Source organism: Pseudomonas sp. FP603 (assembly GCF_030687415.1).
In the GTDB taxonomy this organism is placed as follows: Bacteria; Pseudomonadota; Gammaproteobacteria; order Pseudomonadales; family Pseudomonadaceae; genus Aquipseudomonas; species Aquipseudomonas wuhanensis.
In genome coordinates this window covers 2,220,963-2,246,576 of record NZ_CP117431.1, presented here as the reverse complement: position 1 = coordinate 2,246,576, position 25,614 = coordinate 2,220,963, and the positions used below count along the sequence as shown (strand labels likewise).

At 59.9% G+C, this 25,614-nt stretch carries 16 protein-coding genes and 1 other RNA gene; 7 read left to right on the top strand and 10 right to left on the bottom strand.

What is annotated here, in order from left to right; genetic code table 11:
* On the bottom strand, positions 1-1,701 hold the full coding sequence (locus PSH65_RS10410; RefSeq protein WP_305426141.1) for a bifunctional diguanylate cyclase/phosphodiesterase: 1,701 nt from the start codon (positions 1,699-1,701) through the stop codon (positions 1-3).
* Positions 1,702-2,099: 398 nt separating this feature from the next.
* On the opposite strand from PSH65_RS10410, the gene PSH65_RS10405 reads away from it, so the two are divergent.
* Positions 2,100-2,426, top strand: a complete 327-nt coding sequence (locus tag PSH65_RS10405) for a helix-turn-helix domain-containing protein (RefSeq protein ID WP_007905395.1) — start codon at positions 2,100-2,102, stop codon at positions 2,424-2,426.
* A 170-nt stretch (positions 2,427-2,596) separates the two neighbouring features.
* Here PSH65_RS10405 and ffs read toward each other — a convergent pair.
* The 6 genes from ffs to PSH65_RS10375 form a co-directional block, all read right to left on the bottom strand.
* An RNA gene (gene ffs, locus PSH65_RS10400) (signal recognition particle sRNA small type) lies at positions 2,597-2,693 on the bottom strand.
* A gap of 191 nt (positions 2,694-2,884) precedes the next feature.
* Positions 2,885-4,048, bottom strand: coding sequence for a putative zinc-binding metallopeptidase (locus PSH65_RS10395; RefSeq protein ID WP_305426140.1), 1,164 nt, complete (start codon positions 4,046-4,048; stop codon positions 2,885-2,887).
* Positions 4,049-4,241: 193 nt separating this feature from the next.
* A complete protein-coding gene (ligA, locus tag PSH65_RS10390; protein WP_305426139.1) occupies positions 4,242-6,602 on the bottom strand; it encodes an NAD-dependent DNA ligase LigA in 2,361 nt (786 codons plus the stop codon).
* A 105-nt stretch (positions 6,603-6,707) separates the two neighbouring features.
* Positions 6,708-7,568: a cell division protein ZipA gene (zipA, locus tag PSH65_RS10385; protein ID WP_305426138.1), complete on the bottom strand. Its 861-nt coding sequence runs from the start codon at positions 7,566-7,568 to the stop codon at positions 6,708-6,710.
* Between the two features lie 258 nt (positions 7,569-7,826).
* Positions 7,827-11,315 carry a chromosome segregation protein SMC gene (gene smc / locus PSH65_RS10380; RefSeq protein WP_305426137.1) on the bottom strand — a complete coding sequence of 1,163 codons (3,489 nt, stop codon included), beginning with the start codon at positions 11,313-11,315 and terminating at the stop codon, positions 7,827-7,829.
* 2 nt (positions 11,316-11,317) lie between these two features.
* Positions 11,318-11,977 (bottom strand): GntR family transcriptional regulator, encoded by a 660-nt coding sequence (locus PSH65_RS10375; protein WP_305426136.1) that lies wholly within the window; start codon positions 11,975-11,977, stop codon positions 11,318-11,320.
* A gap of 266 nt (positions 11,978-12,243) precedes the next feature.
* On the opposite strand from PSH65_RS10375, the gene xdhA reads away from it, so the two are divergent.
* From xdhA to guaD, 4 genes are all read left to right on the top strand, one after another.
* Positions 12,244-13,698 (top strand): xanthine dehydrogenase small subunit, encoded by a 1,455-nt coding sequence (gene xdhA, locus PSH65_RS10370; RefSeq protein WP_305426135.1) that lies wholly within the window; start codon positions 12,244-12,246, stop codon positions 13,696-13,698.
* Entirely contained in the window at positions 13,691-16,090 is a 2,400-nt protein-coding gene (gene xdhB, locus PSH65_RS10365) for a xanthine dehydrogenase molybdopterin binding subunit (RefSeq protein ID WP_305426134.1), read from the top strand. Before xdhA ends, xdhB begins: the two co-directional genes overlap by 8 nt.
* Positions 16,091-16,208: 118 nt before the next feature.
* Positions 16,209-17,060, top strand: coding sequence for a xanthine dehydrogenase accessory protein XdhC (gene xdhC, locus PSH65_RS10360; protein ID WP_305426133.1), 852 nt, complete (start codon positions 16,209-16,211; stop codon positions 17,058-17,060).
* Positions 17,061-17,068: 8 nt separating this feature from the next.
* The gene (gene guaD, locus PSH65_RS10355; protein ID WP_305426132.1) at positions 17,069-18,373 is read left to right on the top strand and encodes a guanine deaminase; all 1,305 of its coding nucleotides are present in this window, start codon (positions 17,069-17,071) and stop codon (positions 18,371-18,373) included.
* 109 nt (positions 18,374-18,482) lie between these two features.
* Here the strand turns inward: guaD and PSH65_RS10350 are convergent, their stop codons facing one another.
* On the bottom strand, positions 18,483-19,247 hold the full coding sequence (locus PSH65_RS10350; protein ID WP_305426131.1) for a GntR family transcriptional regulator: 765 nt from the start codon (positions 19,245-19,247) through the stop codon (positions 18,483-18,485).
* Between the two features lie 357 nt (positions 19,248-19,604).
* Here PSH65_RS10350 and PSH65_RS10345 point away from each other — a divergent pair, with 357 nt between their 5' ends.
* Complete coding sequence (locus PSH65_RS10345; protein ID WP_305426130.1) at positions 19,605-20,795, top strand: benzoate/H(+) symporter BenE family transporter; 1,191 nt, start codon at positions 19,605-19,607, stop codon at positions 20,793-20,795.
* Positions 20,796-20,939: 144 nt separating this feature from the next.
* On the opposite strand, the gene PSH65_RS10340 is transcribed toward PSH65_RS10345, so the two are convergent.
* Complete coding sequence (locus tag PSH65_RS10340; RefSeq protein WP_007896965.1) at positions 20,940-21,284, bottom strand: YggL family protein; 345 nt, start codon at positions 21,282-21,284, stop codon at positions 20,940-20,942.
* Positions 21,285-21,517: 233 nt separating this feature from the next.
* Between PSH65_RS10340 and dacB the strand changes: the two genes are divergently transcribed.
* Positions 21,518-22,978, top strand: a complete 1,461-nt coding sequence (dacB, locus tag PSH65_RS10335; RefSeq protein ID WP_305426129.1) for a D-alanyl-D-alanine carboxypeptidase/D-alanyl-D-alanine-endopeptidase — start codon at positions 21,518-21,520, stop codon at positions 22,976-22,978.
* A gap of 132 nt (positions 22,979-23,110) precedes the next feature.
* Here dacB and PSH65_RS10330 read toward each other — a convergent pair whose 3' ends face one another.
* Positions 23,111-25,501 (bottom strand): GGDEF domain-containing protein, encoded by a 2,391-nt coding sequence (locus PSH65_RS10330; protein ID WP_305426128.1) that lies wholly within the window; start codon positions 25,499-25,501, stop codon positions 23,111-23,113.
* Between the last annotated feature and the right edge of the window lie 113 nt (positions 25,502-25,614).

Below are 25,614 nucleotides of genomic sequence, written 5' to 3'. Positions count from 1 at the left end.
TCAGGCTGTCTGGCCGAGCATCTGCCATTGCGACGGGGCGACAAAACCCGCCACCCAGTCTGGCACCTCTCCGGGCGGCATCGGGCGAGCGATGAAGTAGCCTTGAGCGACTTCGCATCCCAGCCTCAACAGCAATTCGCCGTGCTCAAGGCTTTCCAGTCCCTCGGCAATCACCTGCCGGCCGAACGCCCGGGCCAGGCCAATCACCGCCGTGGTCAGGGCCAGGTCGTCACGATCATTCAGAATGTCACGCACGAACGACTTATCGATCTTGATGGTTTGGGTTCGCAAACGCTTGAGGTAACTCAGGGACGAGTAACCGGTGCCAAAGTCACCCAGCGAAAACTGCACTCCCAACGCCTGACAGGCCTGCAAACAGGCACTGACATGCTGGATATTCTCGATCGCTACCGACTCGACGATTTCCAGATCGAGCATCTGCGGGGCGACCTGGGCATGTCGAGCGAGTAGCTGCCTGAGCCGGTCGACGAAATCAGCGCGCTGAAAATGTCGCGCCGCGATGTTGATACTGACCGGCCAGCCCTGCCCCGCTTGCTGCCAACGGTGCAACTGCGACAGAACCTGGTCCATCACCCATTCACCGATATCGATGATCAGGTCGGTATCCTCCACCAGCGGCAAAAACTCCCGGGGTGGCACCATGCCATTTTGCGGGTGCTCCCACCGCAACAACGCCTCGAAACCGACGACCACGCCACGGCGCATGTTCACCTTGGGCTGAAAATGCAGGCGCAATTCACCGGCGACCAGCGCCTGACGCACCCGTTCGACGGTCTGGTGAGTGGCCTTGACCTCCTGATCCCGAGAGACATCGAATAGATGAAAGCGGTTTCGCCCGCTCTGCTTGGCCACGTACATCGCCTGATCGGCATGACGCAGCAGGGTTTCGGCATCTTCGTTGTCATGGGGAAACAGGGTGACGCCGATACTGGCAAACACATTGATGTCCTTGCCATGCAGCGTGTAAGGCGCCGAAATCGCCCCCAACACGCGATTCAGCGCTGCGCACAATTCCGGCAGATCACGCACATAACGCAGCACCAGCACGAACTCGTCACCGGCCAGTCGCGCCACCACGTCTTCGCCGCGCACAATGTCGCGCAAACGCTTGGCCACTTCCACCAGCAACCTGTCGCCACTGGCGTGACCGTAACCGTCGTTGACCGCCTTGAACCCGTCGAGGTCAAGCATGCACACCGCCAACGGAATGTTCTCATGCCGGGAGAATTCCAGCGCCTGATCCAGCAAATCCGACAGGAACGCGCGATTAGGCAGCCCGGTTAGCACGTCATGCCCGACCCGCCATTGCAAGGATTGCAAGAGCTGGCGTTTTTCGCTGATGTCGAAACGAATCGACAGGTATCGGTGAACGCGCCCAGTGGCATCATCGAGCACCGGCACCATGGTGCTCTCGACCCAATACAGGCTGCCATCCTTGGCGCGATTACAGATTTCGCCCTTCCAGATATTGCCCAGGGCGATGGTGCGCCACATGGCGGCGAAGAAATCGGCGGGATGCAGGCCGGAGTTCAGCAGACGATGGTTCTGCCCCAGCAGTTCCTCGCGACTGTAGCCTGACACGGCGCAGAATTGATCGTTGACGTAGGTAATCCGGCCGTTCAGATCGGTCTCGGAAAAAATAGCGGCGGCATCCACGGCCCTGCGGTATTTCTCATCCATGAGTCAGGCTCACTGTCGCTAGCGGTGGTACCGCTCGACCAGCGCAGGATGCCCGGAAGAGATGTTTTGAGACGTACAGCGCAGAGACACGTTATCACTCCATGAACAGCATTTGATGGCCCCCCCGGACGCCTAAGATCCAGAGCAAAGTAACAACACCGACTCTGCTAATATTTCGCGAGGCTTCAGACCGCCAGAGGCCTTTGCGTATACCCGGCAGGGAACGCAATGCTGGCTGTTTCATATCGCCTAAACTTCAGAAAGCGGATCACCCAAAACCCTTCGAAGCGGCGATTCTACGAAATGCATCACATTTTGCAAAGCAAGGTGATGGATCATGCGGTTGCCTAATGCAAAAATCTATCGTTAAGTTCTTGATTCTAAATGGGAATTGAGCGATGCAAATTTCAAGTTTGGGTCCGGCCATCCGACGCTACCGTAAGGTCGCAGGGCTTACTCAGGCTGAACTCGGCGAAAAAACCGGTTTTGACCCTAAAACCATCAGTCGCTTCGAAACCGGCACCTATACCCCCAGCGTGGAAGCATTGTTTTTGCTTGCCGACGTGCTGGGCGTGAAGCTGAAAGCCTTTTTCGCAGATCTGGAAGACGAAGATGAACAGCGGGCATACCTGTTCAGCGTCATACACAAAGCCACCCCGAAGGATCTGGGAAAGCTGATCGCAGCGGTTGACCAGGCCTTGTCCAAGCCTAGTGCCAGTAAATGAAAAAAAGAGGCCGATCTGTCGAACGCGACAGATCGGCCTCCTTTTTATATCCCGTTCTTTAATTCGGAAACGACGAAACACCGCCCTGGATGAGCTCCATGGCAGGGAAAACAAAACAGTATTTTAAACAGAAAACACGAAAGAGGGTTCGTGCTGCGTTATGGAGGCAACCCCACCAGCCACACCCCGGCACACAATGTCACCGCTGCGGCTGCTCCCTTCCAGGCCTGACCGGGTTCACGGCTGATCGTTGCGGGGGGACCGATGGGGTCACCATAACGACGCTCACCTGACGGCGAGCCGCGCCATTGTACCTATCTGAGACGAAGTTACAACCATTCGGGCGGATTAAAAAATATGAGCCTCTTCAAGGACATGCGCTGACCCCGAAACACCGCGATCTGCTGAAGGCTGAGTTCGGCTGCGCCAGTTGCTACAAGGCTGCGATCTTTTTGATCCTATTGCGCCAACACCTCATCCGCCCTGCCGCCCTCTTGCTGGATCACCAGGTGAATGAAGTGCAGCTTGGCAATCACCGCCGGCGGCAGGACGAACGGATAGAAATCCGGCTGTCCCATGCTGCGTGACAGTTCATTGAGCATGCCGGCCAGTTCGATCCATGCATTGACGAACGACAGGAACGCCGGACCGCCGGGGTGCTGCGGGTCGAAGAGCGTGCTCGGCGGAAACGGCTGATAATCAAAATCCATTTCCTGCGCACTCATGCCAAAACCCAGCGCAGTGTCCACTGCATCCATCATGTGCAGATAGTGGGCCCAGGTTTCCGCCCAGTCTTCCCAAGGGTGCATGGTGGCGTAGGCACTGACGTAATATTGCTGCCAGTCGAGCGGAGCGCCTTGCTGATAATGCCGCTCAAGCGCCTCGGCGTAACTTTCACGCTCGTCGCCGAACAGGCCGCGGAACGGTTCCAGCCAATGACTGTTGGCGACCAAACGGTCCCAGTAGTAATGCCCTACCTCGTGACGAAAGTGACCGAGCAGCGTGCGATAAGGTTCGTGCATCTGCACGCGGACCTGTTCGCGGTGGGCGTCGTCGGCTTCCTTGATATCGAGGGTGATCAGACCGTTGGCATGCCCGGTGGTCGGCGGTTTGCCTTCGAGGTCGATACCGATGAAGTCGAAGGCCAGACCGGCCTCTTCGTCCACGGTTTTCGGAATGACCTGCAAACCCAGGCTGAACAGCTGTGCCACCAGACGACGCTTGGCGATTTCCACTTTGCGCCAGCGCTCGTGATTCTCGGGGATCGACAGGTCGGGGATGGTGCGATTCAGGCTACAGGCGGTGCACAACCCATCGTGATCATTGGCCGGCAGCAACCAGTTGCACGCGGCCGGGGAATCAAGATTGGCGCAGCGACGGAACACACCGGCGTCGGGATCGGCGTCGAGCAACCAGGTATCCGCTTGCGGGCCGGGCTGCAGCGAAGACAAGCGACTCTGCTGCGGCTGATAACCCAGCGCCGCCGAGCAGGCCAGGCACTGACTGTTGCGAAAGAACAGCGATTGCCCGCAGCGGCAATGCCAGACCTTGCTGTTGCGCGAACGCTCACCCATGAAGGGCGCGGCGATGCGTGAACTGAGCTGTTCGAAAAAGCGGTACATGGCGATCTCTCCCTGGGGCCTGCCAAGACTAGATCATTCTTGTACCGTGATCGTTCCCACGCTCTGCGTGGGAATGCCGCCCCGGACGCTACGCGTCCGTTGTGACGCAGAGCGTCACGGGATGCGTTACCACGCAGAGCGTGGGAACGATCAACAGGTGTAGGCGCTGCCGAAGGCTGCGATCTTGGCGATTTTAAACGTCGATACCGTGCTTCTTCAGAAACTCGACAAACGCCTCTTCATCCAGCACCTTCAACCCCAACTCATTGGCCTTGGCCAACTTCGATCCCGCGCCCGGGCCGGCGACCACGCAATGGGTCTTGGCCGACACGGAACCGGCCACCTTGGCGCCAAGGCTTTCAAGCTTGTCCTTGGCCACATCGCGACTCATCAGCTCCAGCGAACCGGTCAGCACCCAGGTCTGCCCGGCCAGCGGCAACCCTTCGACGACTTTTTTCTCGCTCTGCCAATGCATGCCGAAATCAAGCAGCTGCTTTTCGGCGGCCTCGGCGAGCTGACGATTTTCCGTGCCCGCAAAGAACTCGCGAACCGAAGTTGCCTGCTTCTCCGGCAGTGCCTGACGCATGTCCAGCCAATCAGCGCTCATCACCGCTTCGAGCGAGCCGAACTTATCGGCAAGCTTCTGCGCCCCGCCCGGCCCGACCGAAGGGATGTGTAATTTGTCGAGGAAGCCGCCCAGCGTGGTGCTGGCGGAAAACTCGGCACCCAGCTCGCCCTGATCCTGAATCTGCAGGCCATGCCTGAGCAGATCCTTGATCACCTGCTGGTTATGCGCGTCTTCAAAGAAGCTGTGAATCTCGTGAGCCACTTCCAGGCCGACATCCGGCAAGTACGTGAGCACGTGCGGCAACGCCTGCTGAACCCGCTCCAGCGAGCCGAGAGAACGCGCGAGGACCTTGGCCGTCTCTTCGCCGACATCGGGAATGCCCAAGGCGTAGATGAAGCGTGCCAGACTCGGCTGCTTGCTGTCTTCGATAGCAGCGAGCAGGTTCTTGCTCGACAGTTCGGCAAAGCCTTCCAGGTCGACGATCTGCTCGAACGTCAGGGCGTAGAGATCGGCTGGCGAACTCACCAGGCCTTCGTCTACCAGTTGCTCGACGCTCTTCTCGCCCAGACCTTCAATGTCCATGGCACGGCGCGAAACAAAGTGAATGATCGCTTGCTTGAGTTGCGCACCGCAGGCCAGACGCCCGACGCAGCGGTATACCGCGCCTTCGCTGATGGTCTCGCGCCCCTTGCTGCGCTTGACCAGTTGCGTGCGCTCGACATGGGAACCGCAGACCGGGCACTGCTCGGGAATCTGCACCGGCCGGGCATCCTGCGGACGACGCTCGACAACCACTTGCACCACTTGCGGGATCACGTCACCGGCGCGACGAATGATCACGGTGTCGCCAATCATCAGGCCCAGCCGCGCCACTTCATCCATGTTGTGCAAGGTCGCATTGGCCACGGTGACGCCCGCAACCCTGACCGGTTTCAAACGCGCCACCGGGTGCGTCACGGCACCAGTGCGACCGACCTGGAATTCCACGTCGAGCAGTTCGGTGAGCTCTTCCATGGCCGGGAATTTGTGCGCAATCGCCCAGCGCGGTTCGCGAGCGCGGAAGCCCAGTTCACGCTGGGACGCAATGCTGTTGACCTTGAACACCACGCCGTCGATTTCATAGGGCAGCGCATTGCGACGCTCGCCGATGTCGCGATAGTAATCCAGGCATTCTTCGATGCCGTGCGCCAGTTTCAGCTCATGGCTGATCGGCATCCCCCAGGCTTTGAGTTGCTGCAGATTGCCAATGTGCGTGTCGGCGATATCGGCCGAAATCTGGCCGATGCCGTAGCAGCAGAATTCCAGCGGACGGTTGGCGGTGATCTTCGAATCCAGCTGCCGCAAACTGCCCGCCGCCGCGTTACGCGGGTTGGCGAAGGTCTTGCCGCCGACTTCCAGTTGCGTGGCGTTGAGCCGCTCGAAACCGGCCTTGGACATGAACACTTCGCCACGCACTTCGAGGGTCGCCGGCCAGCCGGTGCCGTGCAGCTTGAGCGGAATATTGCGCACGGTGCGCACGTTGACGCTGATGTCTTCGCCGGTGGTGCCATCGCCGCGAGTGGCGCCGCGCACCAGCACACCGTCCTGGTACAGCAGACTGACCGCCAGGCCATCGAGCTTGGGTTCGCAGCTGTATTCCACCGCTGCGCCACCGCCGAACAAGTCGCCGACCGGCAGGTCCAGCCCTTCCGTCACCCGGCGATCGAATTCGCGCATGTCGGTTTCTTCGAAGGCGTTGCCCAGACTGAGCATTGGCACTTCATGACGCACCTGAGTGAACGCCGACAATGCGGCGCTGCCGACACGCTGAGTCGGCGAGTCGCTGGTGATCAATTCGGGATGCGCTGCTTCGAGGGCCTTGAGCTCGTGGAACAGGCGATCGTACTCGGCGTCCGGAATGCTGGGCTCGTCCAGAACATGGTAGCGATAGTTGTGCTGATCGAGCTCGGCGCGCAGCTCTAGAATGCGGGTTTCGGCGGCAGTCATGGGTGTTCTCTCATAAAGCAAAAGAGCAGCCGAGGCTGCTCAATCTGTTGATGCTGTACAAATCATTGTAGGAGCCAGCGGTACGGCAAACCTGGCTCCTACAGATCAACGCTTCTGGGTCAATGCGCGGCGTTCAAACTCGACGATGCGCTGACGGTAGTGCTCAATCGTTTGGGCGGTCAACACGCTGCGCTGGTCGTCTTTCAGTTCGCCGTTCAGCTCCTGGGACAGTTTGCGTGCCGCAGCTACCATCACGTCGAAGGCTTGCTTCGGATGACGCGGACCTGGCAGACCGAGGAAGAAGCTCACCGCCGGGGTGCTGAAATGATCGATGTCATCCAGATCGAAGACGCCCGGCTTGACCGCATTGGCCATGGAGAACAGGACTTCACCGTTACCGGCCATGCTTTCGTGACGGTGGAAAATATCCATCTCGCCGAAACGCAGGCCGCTTTCCAGAATGTTCTGCAACAGTGCTGGGCCCTTGAAGCCGGCCGGATCGCGGCAGATCACACTGATCACCAGCACTTCTTCGGCTTGCGGCTGATCTTTATCGGCCGGGCTGGCAGGCTTGGTGTCATCCGGGAAATCGTCGTCACGGCTGTTGAAGCTCGGGCCGCCGTCCAGGTCCAGGTTGAGGTTCAAGTCGCCTTGCGATGGCTCGCCATGGCCACGCTTGCCGCGCTTGGAGCCCGATTCGCGGGACTCGCGGGGTTCGCGCGCAGGCATGCTCACCGACGGCAGGTCGTGCTCGTCCAGTTGCGGTTCCTTATGCGTGTCCAGCACACGGGGCGGGCCTAACAGCTCGGCGCTGGTGTCCTCGTCCGGCAGGTTGGACAAATTTCGGTCAAGACGAAATTTCAGTTTTCCCTTGCCGCCGCGCATGCGACGCCAGCCATCGAAAAGAATACCGGCAATGACAATAATGCCGATGACGATCAGCCACTCGCGCAGACCGATTTCCATGTAATCCCGTGCCTCTATAAAAAATGCTGAAAAATAAGGGGTTTACATTGTGCAAACCGCTTTAAAACGTGGCGCCAACTCTATGTTCTGACAGGCGTTTTGCCCACGTATACGAAAAATTGACATTAAACTAGCACGACCAAAGGCAACTTTACACCGTCTGTCACAGTGGCTTGCGCGAATTATGTCGATTGGCCAGCAAGTCAAGGCAGGTAAAAAGCCCTACAGCTCAAAAATACCTGCCCTACACGCAATGACTCAGGCGTCCACCATGGCCATCGCCTCCTCCACATCTACTGCCACCAGACGCGAGCAACCCGGTTCGTGCATCGTCACCCCCATCAATTGATCGGCCATTTCCATGGCGATCTTGTTGTGGGTGATGTAGATGAACTGCACCGTCTGCGACATCTCCTTGACCAGCCGTGCGTAGCGTCCAACGTTAGCGTCATCCAATGGCGCGTCAACCTCATCGAGCATGCAGAAGGGCGCCGGATTCAACTTGAAGATCGCAAATACCAGGGCCAATGCAGTCAGGGCTTTTTCGCCACCGGAGAGCAAATGGATGGTGCTGTTCTTCTTTCCTGGCGGCTGCGCCATGATCGTTACCCCTGTATCGAGTAGATCTTCGCCCGTCAGTTCCAAATACGCGCGTCCTCCACCGAAAACTTTTGGGAAAAGGGCCTGTAAACCGCCATTGATCTGATCAAAGGTATCTTTGAAGCGGTTTCGGGTTTCCTTGTCGATCTTGCGAATCACGTTCTCGAGCGTGTCCAGCGCCTCCACCAGATCGTCGTTCTGCGCATCCAGATAACGTTTACGCTCGGATTGTTGCTGGTACTCGTCGATGGCCGCGAGGTTGATCGCGCCGAGGCGCTGAATCCGCGCGGCAATGCGCTCGAGTTCTTCTTCGGCATCTTTCTCGCTGGTCTGCGCGACGAGGGTCGCTATCACGCCGTGGAGGTCGTAGCCGTCTTCCAGCAACTGATCTTCAAGGGTCTTGCGACGCACGGTCAGGGCTTGCCATTCCATGCGCTGGTGTTCGAGTTGGCCACGGATCAATTGCGATTGCTGCTCGGCCTGATTGCGGCGCTTTTCGGCGTCACGCAGTTCGCGGTCGGCATCTTCCATGGCCATTTGCGCGGTCTTGAGTTCTTCGTCGACGGTCATGCGCTTGTCGAGCAGCTCTTCGAGTTTCAGGCGCAGTTCTTCGAGTGGCGCCTCGCCCTCCTCCAAATTGAGGCTGAGCTGTTCGCGCTTCTCGGTCAGGCGCTCGGACTGCATTTCCAGCCGTTCAAGGGCCTGGCGAGTGGAATCGTGTTGCGCCTTCAGCGAACCGAGGCGCACCGCCAATTGATGCGCATGATCCTTGTGCTGCCGGGCTTCTTGACGCACCCGGTCGAGGCGTTCGCGCAGGCTGTCGCGCTGGGCCAGCAGCAACTCACGCTGCTCGGTGTCCAGCGCCATGCTGTCGAGGGCTTCCTGCAATTGCAGGCGCGCTTCGCCGATGTTTTCGTGTTCCAGGGCGCGCTGTTCGCTCAGCTCGGTAAGTTCTTCGTCAAGACGGGTGCGGCGCAGAGTCAACTGCTCGACCTTGGCTTTGCCGGCGGATAACTGGGCTTTTAACTCGCCCTGCTGGCGGGCTTCGTCTTGCAGCAGACGGCGCAAATGTTCGCGGCCGTTTTCCTGCTGACGCTGTTGCGCCCTGAGATTCTGAAGTTGGGTTTCCAGGGTTTCGACCGTGGCTTCGCGCTCTTCGCGTTCAAGGCCCAACCGCTGGATTTCCTGGCCACGGGCGAGCACGCCGCTTTCCGCTTCGCTGGCCCGGCGCACACGCAAAAAGTGTCGGCCGACCCAGTAACCGTCGCGGCTGATCAGGCTTTGGCCGGCGGCTAATTGCCCGCGCAAGGCCAAGGCCTGCTCAAGGCTGTCGACCGGTTTGACCTGCCCCAACCATGGCGACAAATCGATCTGCGCCTCGACCTTGTCGAGCAAACTGCCGGGCATGCGCACGCCATCGGTGGCCGGGCTGAGCAGGCGCAAATCGCCTTGGGCAAACCCGGCCAGATCGAAATCACCGAAGTCATCCACCAGCACCGCTTGCAGGTCGGCGCCGAGCACGGTTTCCACCGCCAGTTCCCAACCGGCCTCGACCTTCAGGCCTTCGGCCAGACGAGGACGATCCGCCAGATGCTGCTCGCGAAGCCATTCGGCGGTGCCGGTGCCAGGATCGAGCGCGGCTTGCTGCAAGGCTTCCAACGACGCCAGTCGTCCGTTGAGGCGCTGCAAATCACCTTGGGCCTGCTGCTGCGCCGACAGCGCTTGCTGCAGTTCCTGACGCAGTTGCTCAAGGCGCTCGACCTGCGCTTCTTCACTGGCCTGTAAATCTTCCAGCGTCGCTTCACTCGCGGCCAACTGCTCGCTGAGCTCCATGATCGCCGCGTCTTCCGGGTCCGCCGACAGCAACGCACGCTCTTCGCCAAGGCGCTTCTGGCGATCGGCCAAACGTTCCATGCTGGTTTCCAGCTGCTGGATTCGCGACTGCTGAACTTCAGACTGACGGCGCGGCTCGGCGGCGGTGAGGTTGAAGGTGTCCCACTGCTCCTGCCAACCGTGCATGGTGGTTTCGGATTCTTCGAGGGCCGCGGCGGCTTCTTCGGCGGCGGCGCTGGTGACTTCCTGTTCCGGCGTGAGCATGTCCAGCTCTTCGCCCAAGGTCAGCAGCAAGGTGCGGTCGTGACCCAGGTGAGACTCGGTTTCCAGCCGCGCGCGCTCGGCTTCTTTCAGGTCGTCCTGCAACTGACGCAAGCGCTGCTGACCGTGCTGAATGCTCTGCTCGACCCGGGCGATATCACCGCCGACCGAATAGAAACGCCCCTGCACCAGGTTGAAACGTTCGGACAGATCGTGATGACCGTCACGCAGGCGTTCGATAGCGGCGTCGGCATTGCGTTGCTCGGCCACCAGGGCTTCAAAGGTGACTTCCTGAGTGCCGATGATCGACTCGCGCTGGCCGACCTGTTCGTTCAACGCCTGCCAGCGCAGGGCCGACAGCTGGGCCTTGAGCTGACGCTCCTCGCCTTTGTATTCCTGATACTTCTTGGCGGCCTCGGCCTGGCGGTGCAAGCGTTCAAGCTGACGTTCGAGTTCTTCGCGCAGGTCGGTCAGGCGGGCAAGGTTTTCGTGGGTGCGGCGGATACGGTTTTCAGTCTCGCGCCGACGCTCCTTGTACTTGGAAATACCGGCGGCTTCTTCGATGAAATTGCGCAGGTCTTCGGGCTTGGATTCGATCAGCTTGGAGATCATCCCCTGCTCGATAATCGAATAGCTGCGCGGGCCAAGGCCGGTACCCAGAAAGATATCGGTGATATCGCGACGGCGGCATTTGGCGCCGTTGAGGTAGTAGGTGGTCTGGCTGTCGCGGGTCACTTTGCGGCGAATGGAAATTTCCGCATAGGCAGCCCATTCGCCGAGCAGGGTACCGTCGGTGTTATCGAACACCAGCTCAATGCTGGCCTGACTCACCGGTTTACGGCTGGTCGAACCATTGAAGATGACGTCGGTCATCGACTCGCCGCGCAAGTTCTTGGCCGAGCTCTCGCCCATCACCCAACGCACGGCGTCGATGATGTTCGACTTGCCGCAACCATTGGGGCCGACCACGGCCGCCATGTTACTGGGGAAGTTCACCGTGGTCGGGTCGACGAAGGATTTGAACCCCGCCAGTTTGATGCACTTGAGCCGCACGCTTAAGCGACCGTCAGGGCAGAAATCACCAGATCGCAACTGCGCTGGGCATACGCCGTCAGCACTACGCGAATCTGAGGAAAATCACGAGCCAGCACGGCAGCGAGCAAGCGTTCGAACAGCTCGAGGAACTCGCTCATCGAGGCCTTGCGCTGATCCAGCGCGAGGAAATACGCACGGCTCATGGCTGGCTGCAGATTCTCGACGGTTTCCTGCAAGTACGGGTTGTTGGCGAACGGATACGCGGCGCGCATCACACTGAAGCTGTCGTCGACGAACGTGCGGATGTCCTGGCGTTCGTAGCTGTCGGTCAGGCGCTGCTGGATCTGCACGAACGGCGCCATGTCGGCCTGGACTTGCCAGCCGCTGGCCACGGCGTTGCCGAGCAGAATGTACAACTCGCTCATTAACGTGCACAGGCTCTGCACCTTGTGCGCCGTGAGTTCGGTCACATGGGCGCCACGTCGCGGCAAAATCGCGATCAGGTGGCGGCGCTCGAGAATCAGCAAGGCCTCACGGACCGAACCGCGGCTGACATTGAGGGCCAGCGTGACCTTCTGTTCCTGGATGCGCTCCCCCGGCTTCATTTCGCCGCGAATGATACGTTCGGCGAGGTGGTGAGCGATTTGCTCGGCGAGGCTGTCCGGCGCCTTGAACGTCATGGTTGTCCTTCAAACTCTTCGATCTGCACAAGCGGCGCAGTGTAGCGCAATTGATGGGTCATGGCGGAGTGCCCACCCAGCGGTTTTTGGCACGATTCACGCAAAAGGCAAGCTATCCCGCGAGGGTCAATAATGAATGAACGAGTCGTTGATCGACAAAATGCTATTTCCTGACCTTTAAGTCAGAAAATCATTGACCGAAAAGTCAGACCTGATAAATTCGGCTCATGTCGGTTAACAACAATAATGAGTTTGCGAGGCCTTCCGTGATCCAGTTTTTACTAAACCAGGAACTCCGTAGCGAGCACGCCCTGGACCCGAACCTGACCGTGCTCAATTACCTGCGCGAACATGTCGGCAAACCCGGCACCAAAGAAGGCTGCGCCAGCGGCGACTGTGGCGCCTGCACCGTGGTGGTCGGCGAGTTGCAGACGGACGACGATGGCCGCGAACACATTCGCTATCGCAGCCTCAACTCGTGCCTGACGTTCGTCTCCTCCTTGCACGGCAAGCAACTGATCAGCGTCGAAGACCTCAAGCACCAAGGCGAGCTGCACAGCGTGCAAAAAGCCATGGTCGAGTGCCACGGCTCGCAGTGCGGCTTCTGCACCCCGGGTTTCGTGATGTCGCTGTTCGCGCTGCAAAAGAACAGCTACGAGCCCGACGCCCATAAAGCCCACGAAGCACTAGCCGGCAACCTCTGCCGCTGCACCGGTTATCGGCCGATCCTGGCCGCCGCCGAACAATCCTGCTGCGGTAAACAACCGGACCAGTTCGATGCGCGAGAAGCGGACACCATCGCTCGCCTGAAAGCCATCGCCCCTACCGACATCGGCGAACTCAACAGTGGCGACAAACGCTGCCTGGTGCCGCTGACCGTGGCCGATCTGGCCGACCTCTACGACGCTTATCCACAGGCTCGCCTGCTGGCCGGTGGCACCGACCTGGCGCTGGAAGTCACGCAATTCCACCGTACCTTGCCGGTGATGATCTACGTCGGCAACGTTGCCGAAATGAAACGCATCGAACGTTTCGACGATCGACTGGAAATCGGCGCCGCCACTGCCCTCTCCGACTGCTACGACGCCTTGAAGGCCGAGTACCCGGACTTCGGCGAATTGCTGCAACGCTTCGCTTCCTTGCAGATCCGCAATCAGGGCACCCTCGGCGGCAACATCGGCAACGCCTCGCCGATCGGTGACTCACCACCGCTGCTGATCGCCCTCGGCGCCCAGATTGTCCTGTGCAAAGGCGAAACCCGCCGCACCCTGTTGCTGGAAGATTACTTCATCGATTACCGGGTGACCGCGCGTCAGGAAAGCGAGTTCATCGAAAAGATCATCGTGCCGCGGGCCAGCGTTGAACAACTGTTCCGCGCCTACAAGGTTTCGAAGCGTCTGGACGATGACATTTCCGCGGTCTGTGCCGCCTTCAACCTGCGTATAGACAATGGCGTGATCGCCGACGCCCGGATCGCCTTCGGCGGCATGGCGGCTATCCCGAAACGCGCGAAAAACTGCGAAACCGCACTGGTTGGCGCGCCGTTCAACAACGCCACCCTCGAACGCGCCTGCGCCGCACTGGCCGAAGATTTCACACCGCTCTCGGACTTCCGCGCCAGCAAGGAATATCGCCTGCTCAGCGCGCAAAACCTGCTGCGTAAATACTTCATCGAACTGCAAACACCGCACATCGAGACTCGGGTGACCGCTTATGTCTAATCATCACGCTGTAGAGAAGACCCAAGCCGAACTGGCTGAATTGTTCGCCAAGGACCTGACCACCGGTGTCGGCCGCAGCGTCAAGCACGACAGTGCCGACAAGCATGTGTCCGGTGAAGCGCAGTACATCGACGATCGGCTGGAATTCCCCAATCAGCTGCACGTTTACGCACGGCTGTCGGACCGCGCCCACGCGAAAATCATCAGCATCGACACCCAGCCCTGCTACGCCTTCGAAGGCGTGCGCATCGCCATTACCCACGAAGATGTGCCAGGCCTGAAAGACATCGGCCCACTGTTGCCGGGCGACCCGTTGCTGGCCATCGATGACGTGCAGTTCGTCGGTCAACCGGTACTGGCCGTGGCGGCGAAAGACCTGGAAACCGCGCGCAAAGCGGCCATGGCCGCGATCATCGAATACGAAGATCTCGAACCTGTATTGGACGTGGTCGAAGCCCTGCGCAAACGTCACTTTGTGCTCGACAGTCATACCCATCAGCGCGGCGATTCGGCCACTGCTTTGGCCACTGCTGAACATCGCATCCAGGGCACACTGCACATCGGCGGCCAGGAACACTTTTATCTGGAAACCCAGATCTCTTCGGTGATGCCGACCGAAGACGGCGGCATGATCGTTTACTGCTCGACCCAGAACCCTACCGAAGTACAGAAACTGGTGGCGGAAGTGCTGGACGTGTCGATGAACAAAATCGTCGTCGACATGCGCCGCATGGGCGGTGGTTTCGGCGGCAAGGAAACTCAAGCGGCAAGCCCGGCATGCCTGTGCGCGGTGATTGCGCACCTGACTGGTCAGCCGACCAAAATGCGCCTGCCGCGGGTCGAAGACATGCTGATGACCGGCAAGCGTCACCCCTTCTACGTCGAGTACGACGTGGGCTTCGACAGCACCGGCCGCCTGCACGGCATTGCGCTGGAACTGGCCGGCAATTGCGGTTGCTCACCGGATTTGTCGGCATCGATTGTCGACCGCGCGATGTTCCATGCCGACAACTCGTATTACCTGGGCGACGCAACCATCAACGGTCACCGTTGCAAGACCAATACCGCGTCGAACACCGCTTACCGTGGTTTCGGCGGCCCACAAGGCATGGTCGCCATCGAAGAAGTGATGGACGCGATCGCCCGCCATCTGGGCCTCGATCCGCTGGCGGTGCGCAAGGCCAACTACTATGGCAAGACCGAGCGCAACATCACTCATTACTACCAGACCGTCGAGCACAACATGCTCGAGGAAATGACCGCCGAACTGGAAGAAAGCAGCCAGTACGCTGAACGCCGCGAAGCGATTCGTCGCTACAACGCCAACAGCCCGATCCTGAAAAAAGGCCTGGCGCTGACCCCGGTGAAATTCGGCATTTCCTTCACCGCCAGTTTCCTTAACCAAGCCGGTGCACTGATCCACATTTACACCGACGGCAGCATCCATCTGAACCACGGCGGCACCGAAATGGGCCAGGGGCTGAACACCAAGGTTGCGCAAGTCGTGGCTGAAGTGTTTCAGGTGGAAATGGACCGCGTGCAGATCACCGCGACCAACACTGACAAGGTACCGAACACTTCGCCAACCGCGGCTTCGAGCGGCGCCGATCTCAATGGTAAAGCCGCGCAAAACGCAGCGGAAATCATCAAGAAACGCCTGGTGGAGTTCGCCGCGCGGCAATACAAAGTCAGCGAAGAAGACGTGGAATTCCACAACGGTCACGTGCGGGTTCGCGATCACATCCTGACCTTTGAATCGCTGATCCAGCAGGCGTATTTCGCCCAGGTGTCGCTGTCGAGCACCGGCTTCTACAAGACCCCGAAAATCTACTACGACCGCAGCCAGGCCCGTGGTCGGCCGTTCTACTACTACGCCTTCGGTGCGGCCTGCGCCGAGGTGATCGTCGATACCCTGACCGGCGAATACAAGATGCTGCGCACCGACATCCTTCACGACGTCGGCGACTCGCTGAACCCGGCGATCGACATCGGTCAGGTCGAGGGTGGTTTCATCCAGGGCATGGGTTGGCTGACCATGGAAGAACTGGTGTGGAACGACAAAGGCAAACTGATGACCAACGGCCCGGCCAGCTACAAGATCCCGGCGGTGGCGGACATGCCATTGGACCTGCGGGTGAAGCTGGTGGAAAACCGCAAGAACCCGGAAGACACGGTGTTCCATTCCAAGGCCGTGGGTGAGCCGCCGTTCATGCTCGGTATCGCCGCGTGGTGCGCGATCAAGGACGCCGTGGCCAGTTTGGGCGACTACCAGCATCAACCGAAAATCGACGCACCGGCGACCCCGGAGCGGGTGTTGTGGGGCTGTGAGCAGATGCGCCAGTTGAAAGTGGCGAAGGCTGTTGCGATCGAAACCGAGTTGGCTCCGCTGTAAAACCGGGTCGCGGCCATCGCAGGCAAGCCAGCTCCCACAGGTACGATGCAATCCTTGTGGGAGCGTGGCTTGCCCGCGATGAGGCCCGAACAGACAACAATGTTGTAGGGGTGAAAACATGTACAACTGGATCGACGCCCTCGCCGACCTGCAAACCCGGGGTGAACCCTGTGTGTTGGTGACCATCATTGAAGAGCTCGGCTCGACACCGCGTAATGCCGGCTCGAAGATGGTCATCAGCGCCACGCAAACGTTCGACACCATCGGTGGCGGGCATCTGGAATACAAGGCCATGCAGATCGGCCGCGAGATGCTGGCCAGCGGCCGACAGGACACCCATCTGGAGCGCTTCAGCCTCGGCGCCAGCCTGGGCCAGTGCTGCGGCGGTGTGACCGTATTGCTATTCGAACCGATGGGGCAGGTCCAGGCGCAGATTGCCGTGTTCGGCGCCGGCCACGTCGGTCGGGCTCTGGTACCGCTGCTCGCCAGCCTGCCCTGCCGGGTGCGCTGGATCGACGCGCGGGAAGATGAATTCCCTGAACAGATTCCCCACGGCGTACGCAAAATCGTCACCGAAGAACCGCTGGACGAAGTCGACGACCTGCCCGCCGGCAGCTACTGCATCGTCATGACCCACAATCATCAGCTCGACCTTGAACTCACTGCCGCGATCCTCAAGCGCAACGACTTCGCCTACTTCGGCCTGATCGGTTCGAAGACCAAACGGGTGAAGTTCGAACACCGTCTGCGCGACCGCGGTTTCGACAGCAACGTACTGCAACGCATGCGCTGCCCGATGGGCATCGGCGAAGTCAAAGGCAAGTTGCCTGTGGAAATCGCCATCTCCATCGCCGGCGAAATCATCGCCACCTATAACGCGAATTTCGGCCAGCACACCGCCAGCGCCGGATCATCGATCGCCAAGCTGCTGCCTGCTTCGCGCCGCAGCCAAGCTTTGAACCAAAATTGAGAACCCCCATGCCTCTGACTCGCAAAGCCTACCGCGCCGCCCTCCTGCACAGCATCGCCGATCCCGCCGAAGTGGGTATCGAAGCCTCCTACGAGTATTTCGAAGACGGCCTGCTGGTGGTCGATAACGGCCAGATCAGCGCCATCGGCCACGCCAGCGAATTGCTGCCGACCCTGCCGGCCGACATCGAGATCACCCATTATCAAGACGCGCTGATCACTCCGGGCTTCATCGATACCCACATCCACTTGCCGCAAACCGGCATGGTCGGCGCCTATGGCGAACAGCTGCTGGATTGGCTGAACACCTACACCTTCCCGTGCGAAAGCCAGTTCGCCGACAAGGCCCACGCGGATGAAGTCGCGGATATCTTCATCAAGGAATTGTTGCGCAACGGCACCACCACTGCTTTGGTGTTCGGCAGCGTGCATCCGCAGTCGGTGAACTCGTTTTTCGAGGCAGCCGAACAGTTGGACCTGCGAATGATCGCCGGCAAGGTAATGATGGACCGCAACGCGCCGGACTACCTGACCGACACCGCCGAATCGAGCTACGTCGAAAGCAAGGCGCTGATCGAGCGCTGGCATGGCAAGGGCCGCCTGCACTATGCGGTCACCCCACGCTTCGCCCCGACCAGTACCCCGGAACAGCTGACCCTCGCCGGCCAGTTGCTGAGTGAGTATCCGGATCTGTACATGCAGACCCACATCAGCGAAAACCTCAAGGAAGTCGAGTGGGTCAAGGCGCTGTTCCCGGAGCGCAAGGGCTACCTGGACGTCTACGATCACTACCAACTGCTCGGCGAGCGCTCGGTGTTCGCCCACGGCGTGCACCTGTGCGACGACGAATGCGCGCGACTGGCGCAAACCGGCTCGGCGATTGCGTTCTGCCCGACCTCGAACCTGTTCCTCGGCAGCGGTTTGTTCAATCTGCCGATGGCCGAGAAGCACAAACTCAATGTCGGCCTCGGTACTGACGTCGGCGGCGGCACCAGTTTCTCGCTGCTGCAAACCCTGAACGAAGCCTACAAAGTCATGCAACTGCAAGGCGCGCGACTAAGCCCGTTCAAGTCGCTGTACCTGGCCACCCTTGGCGGCGCCCGCGCCCTGCGCCTGGAAGACAAGATCGGTACCCTGCAACCGGGCAGCGACGCGGACTTCCTGGTGCTGGACTACAACGCCACGCCACTGCTCAGCTATCGCCTTAAGCAGGCCAATAACATTGCCGAGACGTTGTTTGTGTTGATGACGCTGGGGGATGACCGGACGGTTCTGCAGACGTATGCGGCGGGGAATCTGGTGCATCAGCGCTAGTTTTCTCCAGGCATAAAAAATCCCCCGTAGCCGTACAGCCCGGGGGATTTTTATTGCCTGTCAGAAAGCCATCGCGGGCAAGCCCGCGATGGGCGCAACACGGTCTGACTTAAAGCTTGGCTGTTGAACGCCCAGGCTTCTTGGTCTGCAACAAATGCGAAAACACCGCATGCAAATCATCCGACGCGCTTTCTTCGTCGAGGTTGAGTTTGCTGTCGATGTGGTCCATGTGATGCATCATCAGATCCACCGCCAGCGTCGCGTCCCGCGCTTCGATCGCGTCGATCAACTGGGTGTGTTCATCATACGAACAGTGGGAACGGTTGCCACTCTCGTACTGGGCGATGATCAACGAAGTCTGGGACACCAGGCTGCGCTGGAAGCTGATCAGCGGCGCGTTTTTTGCCGCTTCGGCCAGTTTCAAATGGAACTCGCCGGACAGACGGATACCGGCACCACGATCGCCACGGGAAAAGCTGTCGCGCTCGTCGTTAACCATCTGCCGCAATTCGAGAAGTTGCTCGGCGGTGGCGTGCTGAACCGCCAATTCAGTAATCGCCCGCTCCACCAGACGCCGCGCCAGAAACACCTGACGGGCCTCTTCGACACTCGGGCTGGCGACGACAGCACCGCGATTCGGTCGCAGTAATACCACGCCTTCATGGGCCAGACGCGACAAGGCGCGGCGAATGATGGTGCGGCTGACCCCGAAAATTTCCCCCAGCGCTTCTTCGCTCAACTTGGTGCCGGGCGCCAGACGCTGTTCGAGGATAGCCTCGAAGATATGCGCGTAGACAATATCGTCCTGGGTACCGCTGCGGCCGGCTTTGCCTGCTCGCGGTTGTTTCTTGAGGGGTTGCAACTGTTCGTTCATGGGCACTCGAGTCGGGAGAACTGCGGCGAATTGACCGTGACTGTAATACGGCACAGTGGGTCGCTGGCAAGTATCGCGTAAAAAACACCGCGATTGTACACAATGGACGGTGGCAACACGACTGTACGGCTGTTTGTCGCCCTCGCTGTATTGCAACGACCGGTTACTTTTCAGTTTAGGCTTGAACGCAGAATCCGCAGCCTGAACGCAAACCCTGTGGGAGCGTGGCTTGCCCGCGAAGGCGCCGTGTCATTCAGCATTTATGTCGACTGACACTACGCCTTCGCGGGCAAGCCACGCTCCCACAGGGTTCAGCGTTGCTACGGACATCTTTATCAGACAAGGAACACCGCTGTCATGACCGACGCCACGCACACGCAGCTTCGCCCCCTGACTGACACGTCACCCTCGGCCATCGTCGCCGGGTTCATCGCCATGATGACCGGCTACACCAGTTCACTGGTGCTGATGTTCCAGGCCGGGCAAGCAGCGGGGCTGACTAGCGGGCAGATTTCGTCGTGGATCTGGGCGATCTCCATTGGCATGGCGGTGTGCTCGATCGGCTTGTCCCTGCGCTACCGCACCCCGATTACCATCGCCTGGTCGACCCCCGGCGCCGCGCTGCTGATTACCAGCCTGGGCGGTGTCAGTTATGGCGAGGCCATCGGCGCCTACATCACGTGCGCAGTGCTGGTGACCATTTGCGGCCTGACCGGCAGCTTCGAACGGCTGGTGAAAAAAATTCCGGCCTCATTGGCGGCGGCATTGCTGGCGGGGATTCTGTTCAAGATCGGCAGCGAGATTTTCGTCGCCGCTCAGCACCGCACTGCGCTGGTGCTGGGAATGTTCTTCACGTGTCTGGTGGTTAAACGCCTGTCGCCGCGCTACGCGGTGCTGGCCGCGCTGTTGATTGGCACTGCGCTGTCGGGGTTTATGGGGTTGCTGGATTTCAGTGGCTTCCACCTGGAAGTCGCAACGCCGGTCTGGACCACGCCGCATTTTTCCCTGGCCGCGACCATCAGCATCGGCATTCCGCTGTTCGTGGTGGCGATGACCTCGCAGAACATGCCGGGCATCGCCGTATTGCGCGCCGATGGCTACAACGTGCCGGCCTCGCCACTGATCACCACCACTGGCATAGCCTCATTGCTGTTGGCGCCGTTCGGCTCCCATGGGATCAACCTGGCTGCCATCAGCGCGGCGATCTGCACCGGGCCGCATGCCCATGAAGATCGCAACAAGCGCTACACCGCAGCCGTCTGGTGCGGGATTTTCTACGGGATTGCCGGGGTGTTCGGCGCGACGCTGGCGGCGTTGTTTGCTGCGTTGCCTAAAGAGCTGGTGCTGTCGATTGCCGCGCTGGCGCTGTTCGGCTCGATCATCAATGGGTTGAGCATTGCCATGGCGCAAGTGCAGGAACGGGAAGCGGCGTTGATTACCTTTATGGTGACGGCGTCGGGGCTGACGCTGTTTTCCATCGGTTCGGCGTTTTGGGGGATTGTGGCGGGGGTGGTTACGTTGATGATCTTGAATTGGCGCAAGGCCTGAGGGCCTGTAGTGGTTCAGCGTGATCGTTGGAGCGAGGCTTGCCCGCGAAGGCATCCCCGAGACCGACATCGCGAGCCAAGCCATGCGCCGACAAAAAGCAGGCATAAAAAAACGGCGACCCTTGGGTCGCCGTTTTTTAGAACATCAAGCTACCGGATTGATCGGCTTTTCCGGGTACCAGACGTCGATCAGCGGGCTGACGGTTGCTTCGGTCAGTTCGCTGCGGCCTTTGAGCCAGGCTTCAACAGCGGCACGCTGCTCTTCGGAGACCGAGCCACGCTTCTGCAGGCACACCAGACCGAAGTCGTCGCCGCCAACATAGCCCAGACCGTTAGCTTCCATGGCTTCTTTCAGGAACGCGTCGAGGAAAGCATCAATGGCTTCATCAGCCAAATCTTCTTTGAAATCCAGGTTCAGTTCGAAACCCAGCTCTTGAAATTCATCGACGCACAGTTTTTTGCGCAGACGCTGGGAACGGTTAGTCGCCATTGGAACAATCCTCATAAGTAATAACGGGCCGCACTTTAGCAGTTTAAGGCGCCGATTGCCCGCCTCGGAACAGCGCTACGCCTACCGTCGGTAAAAAAATAGCGGATTAGACGACCGGAGTACGGCACAAGCCGTTACACCTTGGGGCATAATGCCGACACTTTCATGACCGCTGAGGGAATTTATCTCCATGCCCTCGTCTTTTCCCCCTCGGCTGTAGGGTTTTATTTCAGATGATCACATCTTTGCGTCCATTGCTGCTGGCCAGCCTTCTTCTGCCCCTGGCCCTCCCCGTTTCCGCCGCTTCGATCAACACCGCCCTGTCGCCCAACGTCGAAAAGGCCCTCAAGGCCAGCAAACTGCAGGACAGCGCCCTGTCGCTGGTGATGATCCCGCTCAACGGCCCGGGCACCCCAACCATTCATAACGCGGATGTTTCGGTTAACCCGGCCTCGACCATGAAGCTGGTGACCACGTATGCCGCGCTGGAAATGCTCGGCCCTAACCATCAGTGGAAAACCGAGTTCTACACCGACGGCACCCTCAGCGGTGGCATCCTCAACGGCAACCTCTACCTCAAGGGTGGCGGCGATCCGAAGCTGAACATGGAAAAACTCTGGCTGCTGATGCGCGACTTGCGCGCCAACGGCGTGACCCAGATCACCGGCGACCTGGTGCTGGACCGCGGCTTCTTCGTGCAACCGCAACTGCCCGAATTCAACGACGACGGCAATGACGAGAACAAACCGTTCCTGGTCAAACCCGACGCGCTGCTGGTCAACCTCAAGGCCCTGCGCTTCGTGGCCCGCAACGACTCGGGCAAGGTCCTGGTGTCGGTCGAGCCGCCGATTGCCAGCATCCGCATCGACAATCAGGTCAAGGCGCTCAACTCCAAGCAATGCACCGGTGGCGTGCGTTATAACCCGGTGCCCCAGGCTGATGGCAGCGTCACCGTGACCGTTGGCGGTCAGTTGGGCGAAGGCTGCAGTTCCCAGACCTACCTGTCGCTGCTCGATCACGCGACCTACACCGCCGGCGCTGTGCGGGCGATCTGGAAGGAATTGGGCGGCAGCATCCAGGGCCAGGATCGTCTGGCACCGACGCCGAGCAACGCCAAGGTACTGGCCCGGGCCTATTCGCCAGACCTGGCGGAAATCATTCGCGACATCAACAAATACAGTAACAACACCATGGCTCAGCAGTTGTTCCTGAGCCTGGGTCAGAAGTTCCGCACTGATGCCGACGGTGACGACGCCAAGGCAGCCCAACGCGTGGTGCGTCAGTGGCTGGCAAGGAAAGGCATCACCGCGCCGCACCTGGTGATGGAGAACGGCTCCGGCCTGTCCCGCGCCGAGCGAGTGAGTGCGCGTGAAATGGCCGCGATGCTGCAAGCTGCCTGGCGCAGCCCGTATTCCGCCGAGTTCATCAGCTCGATGCCGATTGCCGGCACCGACGGCACCATGCGCAAACGCCTGAAGACCACCGCGATGCGCGGTGAAGCCCACGTCAAGACCGGCACCCTGAACACCGTGCGTGCCATCTCCGGTTACAGTCGCGACGTCAATGGCAATACCTGGGCGGTGGTGGCGATCCTCAATGACAAGGCACCGTTTGGCGCTTCCTCGGTGCTGGATCAGGTGCTGCTGGACCTGTATCGCCAGCCGAAATTGCCGGAAACGGCTTCGGTGTTGTAACTCCCAACCTGATCGTTCCCACGCTCTGCGTGGGAATGCTGCCAGTGACGCTCCGCGTCCCTGCCGAAGCGGACGCGGAGCGTCCATTGAGGCATTCCCACGCAGAGCGTGGGAACGATCATCTTGGCTGGGTTAACTCATCTGCCCCTCAACCCGATCCCTTCCCGCCTGCTTCGCCGCATACACCCCTGAGTCAGCCCGCAACAGCAGCGCATCCGCGCCCTCTCCGGCCCGCCAGCTGGCAATCCCGAAACTCGCGGTGACGATCCCGACCTCGTCGATCGGCGCACTGCGCAACCCTTGCCACAACTCCACGGCCAGCACCTGAGCCTGTTCGCCGTCGATATCCGGACAGAGCACCATGAACTCTTCGCCGCCCAGGCGACAAAACACATCAGTGCGCCGCAGGCGACCGCCAATGCGCTCGCACACGGCCTGCAATACCCGATCACCCACGGCATGACCGTGCTGATCGTTGATGCGTTTGAAGTGATCGATGTCGAGCATGATCACCGATAACTCGCCACCGCCGCGCTCGACCCGGGCCATTTCGGTGGTCAGGCGCTCCTGGAAGTAGCGACGGTTATGGATCCCGGTCAGGGAGTCGGTCACCGACAGTGCACGCAATTCCTCTTCCACACGCTTGAGATCGGAGATGTCCGAAATGTAGCCATGCCACAGCACACCGCCACCGGGCAGTTCCTCCGGCGTCGCTTCACCGCGGACCCAGCGCAGACCGCGCAGGGGCAATTGCACGCGGTACTCTTCACGCCAGGGGCTGAGGGTGTCCGCCGAGGCCAGGATCGAAGCGCGGACCCGACGCGTGTCCTGAGGATGAATCCGCGCAAACACCGCTTCGGCGTTGAGCAACAGCACGTCCGGCTCGAGTTCGTAGATATCGCGCATTCCGTCGCTGGCGTAGATCACGCTGAAGCGCCCATCGAATTCCATCTTGAACTGGTAAATCCCGCCGGGCACATGGGCACTGAGTTTTTTCAACAACAAGTCCCGTGCCGCCAGGGCTTCGTGGACGCGCTTGCGCTCGGTGATGTCGATACAGATCGCCAGGTGCCCGACCCACAAGCCTTGCTCGTCGAGGACCGGGGTCGCCAGCATGTTCACCGTCAAATGAGTGCCGTCGTGGCGCACCAGTGTCCACTCCCGGGCTTCGTGACCGCCCTCTTCCCCGCCTTCGACCAGCATCGCCTGACACCTCGGGATTGGCTTGCCATAGCGCGCGCTCAACTCCGCAGAGCGCGCTTCGAGCTCCCGGGGCAGGTGCAGATTTTCCAGGGTCATATGGCCCACGACCTGAGCACTGAAGTAACCGAGCATCTGCTCTGCGCCAGCGTTGAAGGTGCTGATGATTCCGCGCAGGTCGGTGGCGATGATCGCCACCTGAGTCGCGGCATCCAGCACACCACGCAACTGGCCATGCGTGCCGCGCAACTCTTGTTCACGGTCGTGAAGTTCCTGGGTCCGCAGCTCCACCATTTTCAGCGCCCGCTGCCGCTGGCTGACCAGCACATAGAGAAACACACTGAGCAGCAGGCTGAGCAAACTGCCGAGCACCACCAGGCTGGCCACCGAGGAATGGTTGGCTTTCAGGAACGCGGCGCTGGGGCGCATATCCACTTGATAATCATGGTCGGCCAGACGTAGCAAACGCGTGGAGGACAAGTCACTGGCCCCCGCCGTGTTGGTCGACTCGTACAACACTTCGTGTTGATCATCGGTGGACAAGTCGAGGATACGCACCGAGAGAGAGTCATGATTCTCTTCCGGCAGACCGTCCGCCAACAGCTGGTGCATGCTGATCACCGCCATGACATACCCGTCGGGCGCGGCGTTCGGCAGGTCCTGATGGATGACGGGCGCTACCAGCAACACGCCTCGCGAATAGGCGGGCTCGATGCCTACCAGATGCAACGGTTGCGACACGGCCATGCGGCCATTGCGATCGGCCCGTTCCAGGGTCGAACGACGCAGCGCTTGGGCCAGCAGGTCGTACCCCAGCGGCGTGGGCAATCGGCTTTGGGTTTGGGTGTAGAGCACCGGTACGTATTCGTCCCGTTCCGTGGCCAGTTGCAACTGGCCGTCGGCGGTGAGTTCGCGAAAGGTGAAACCGCTCAAGCCTTCTTCTCTCACCACGCGTTCAAGCAGGGGACGTTCGGCGCGGGAAACCCGAGGGGCCCAGGAATAGGCTAGGGTGCGCCGCAAAAGAGGTTTGGCGTAACCGTCGAATTCCTCGCGGGACACCGATTCGGAATTGACGAAGAACCGACGCAGCCCGTCGAGGCGCTGCTCCTGATCTTCGAAACGTTCTTCGATACGGCTGTAACGTTCACTGGCAAGCAGCTGGAAACGTTGCCGCAATTGCATATGAAATTGATTGAACGTCGCCCAGGCCAACAATCCCGTGAGAATCCCGCCAACGAGCAATACCAGCAGCGCGACCAGCCAGGCCGAAACATCTTCGCGGATAAAACCCAGGATCTTGGGGCGCACGGCGTGTAACGACATAAACGCAACTCATAACGCCAGGTGCCGGAAAGCCCATTGGCCATGGGTTGAGTTATAGCTATTAGCCACTAATTTGACCAGCACTGAAAGAACCCAAGAGCCTTTGAAAATCA

What these genes read in the sequence shown, in the direction of transcription:
- ligA (WP_305426139.1), bottom strand. Translation starts at nt 6,602, where the DNA reads ATGACTGCCGCCGAAACCCGCATTCTAGAGCTGCGCGCCGAGCTCGAT.
- xdhC (WP_305426133.1), top strand. Translation starts at nt 16,209, where the DNA reads ATGTACAACTGGATCGACGCCCTCGCCGACCTGCAAACCCGGGGTGAA.
- zipA (WP_305426138.1), bottom strand. Translation starts at nt 7,568, where the DNA reads ATGGAAATCGGTCTGCGCGAGTGGCTGATCGTCATCGGCATTATTGTC.
- PSH65_RS10410 (WP_305426141.1), bottom strand. Translation starts at nt 1,701, where the DNA reads ATGGATGAGAAATACCGCAGGGCCGTGGATGCCGCCGCTATTTTTTCC.
- guaD (WP_305426132.1), top strand. Translation starts at nt 17,069, where the DNA reads ATGCCTCTGACTCGCAAAGCCTACCGCGCCGCCCTCCTGCACAGCATC.
- PSH65_RS10375 (WP_305426136.1), bottom strand. Translation starts at nt 11,977, where the DNA reads ATGACGTTCAAGGCGCCGGACAGCCTCGCCGAGCAAATCGCTCACCAC.
- PSH65_RS10340 (WP_007896965.1), bottom strand. Translation starts at nt 21,284, where the DNA reads ATGGCGACTAACCGTTCCCAGCGTCTGCGCAAAAAACTGTGCGTCGAT.
- PSH65_RS10330 (WP_305426128.1), bottom strand. Translation starts at nt 25,501, where the DNA reads ATGTCGTTACACGCCGTGCGCCCCAAGATCCTGGGTTTTATCCGCGAA.
- PSH65_RS10405 (WP_007905395.1), top strand. Translation starts at nt 2,100, where the DNA reads ATGCAAATTTCAAGTTTGGGTCCGGCCATCCGACGCTACCGTAAGGTC.
- PSH65_RS10350 (WP_305426131.1), bottom strand. Translation starts at nt 19,247, where the DNA reads ATGAACGAACAGTTGCAACCCCTCAAGAAACAACCGCGAGCAGGCAAA.
- dacB (WP_305426129.1), top strand. Translation starts at nt 21,518, where the DNA reads ATGATCACATCTTTGCGTCCATTGCTGCTGGCCAGCCTTCTTCTGCCC.
- PSH65_RS10345 (WP_305426130.1), top strand. Translation starts at nt 19,605, where the DNA reads ATGACCGACGCCACGCACACGCAGCTTCGCCCCCTGACTGACACGTCA.
- xdhB (WP_305426134.1), top strand. Translation starts at nt 13,691, where the DNA reads ATGTCTAATCATCACGCTGTAGAGAAGACCCAAGCCGAACTGGCTGAA.
- PSH65_RS10395 (WP_305426140.1), bottom strand. Translation starts at nt 4,048, where the DNA reads ATGTACCGCTTTTTCGAACAGCTCAGTTCACGCATCGCCGCGCCCTTC.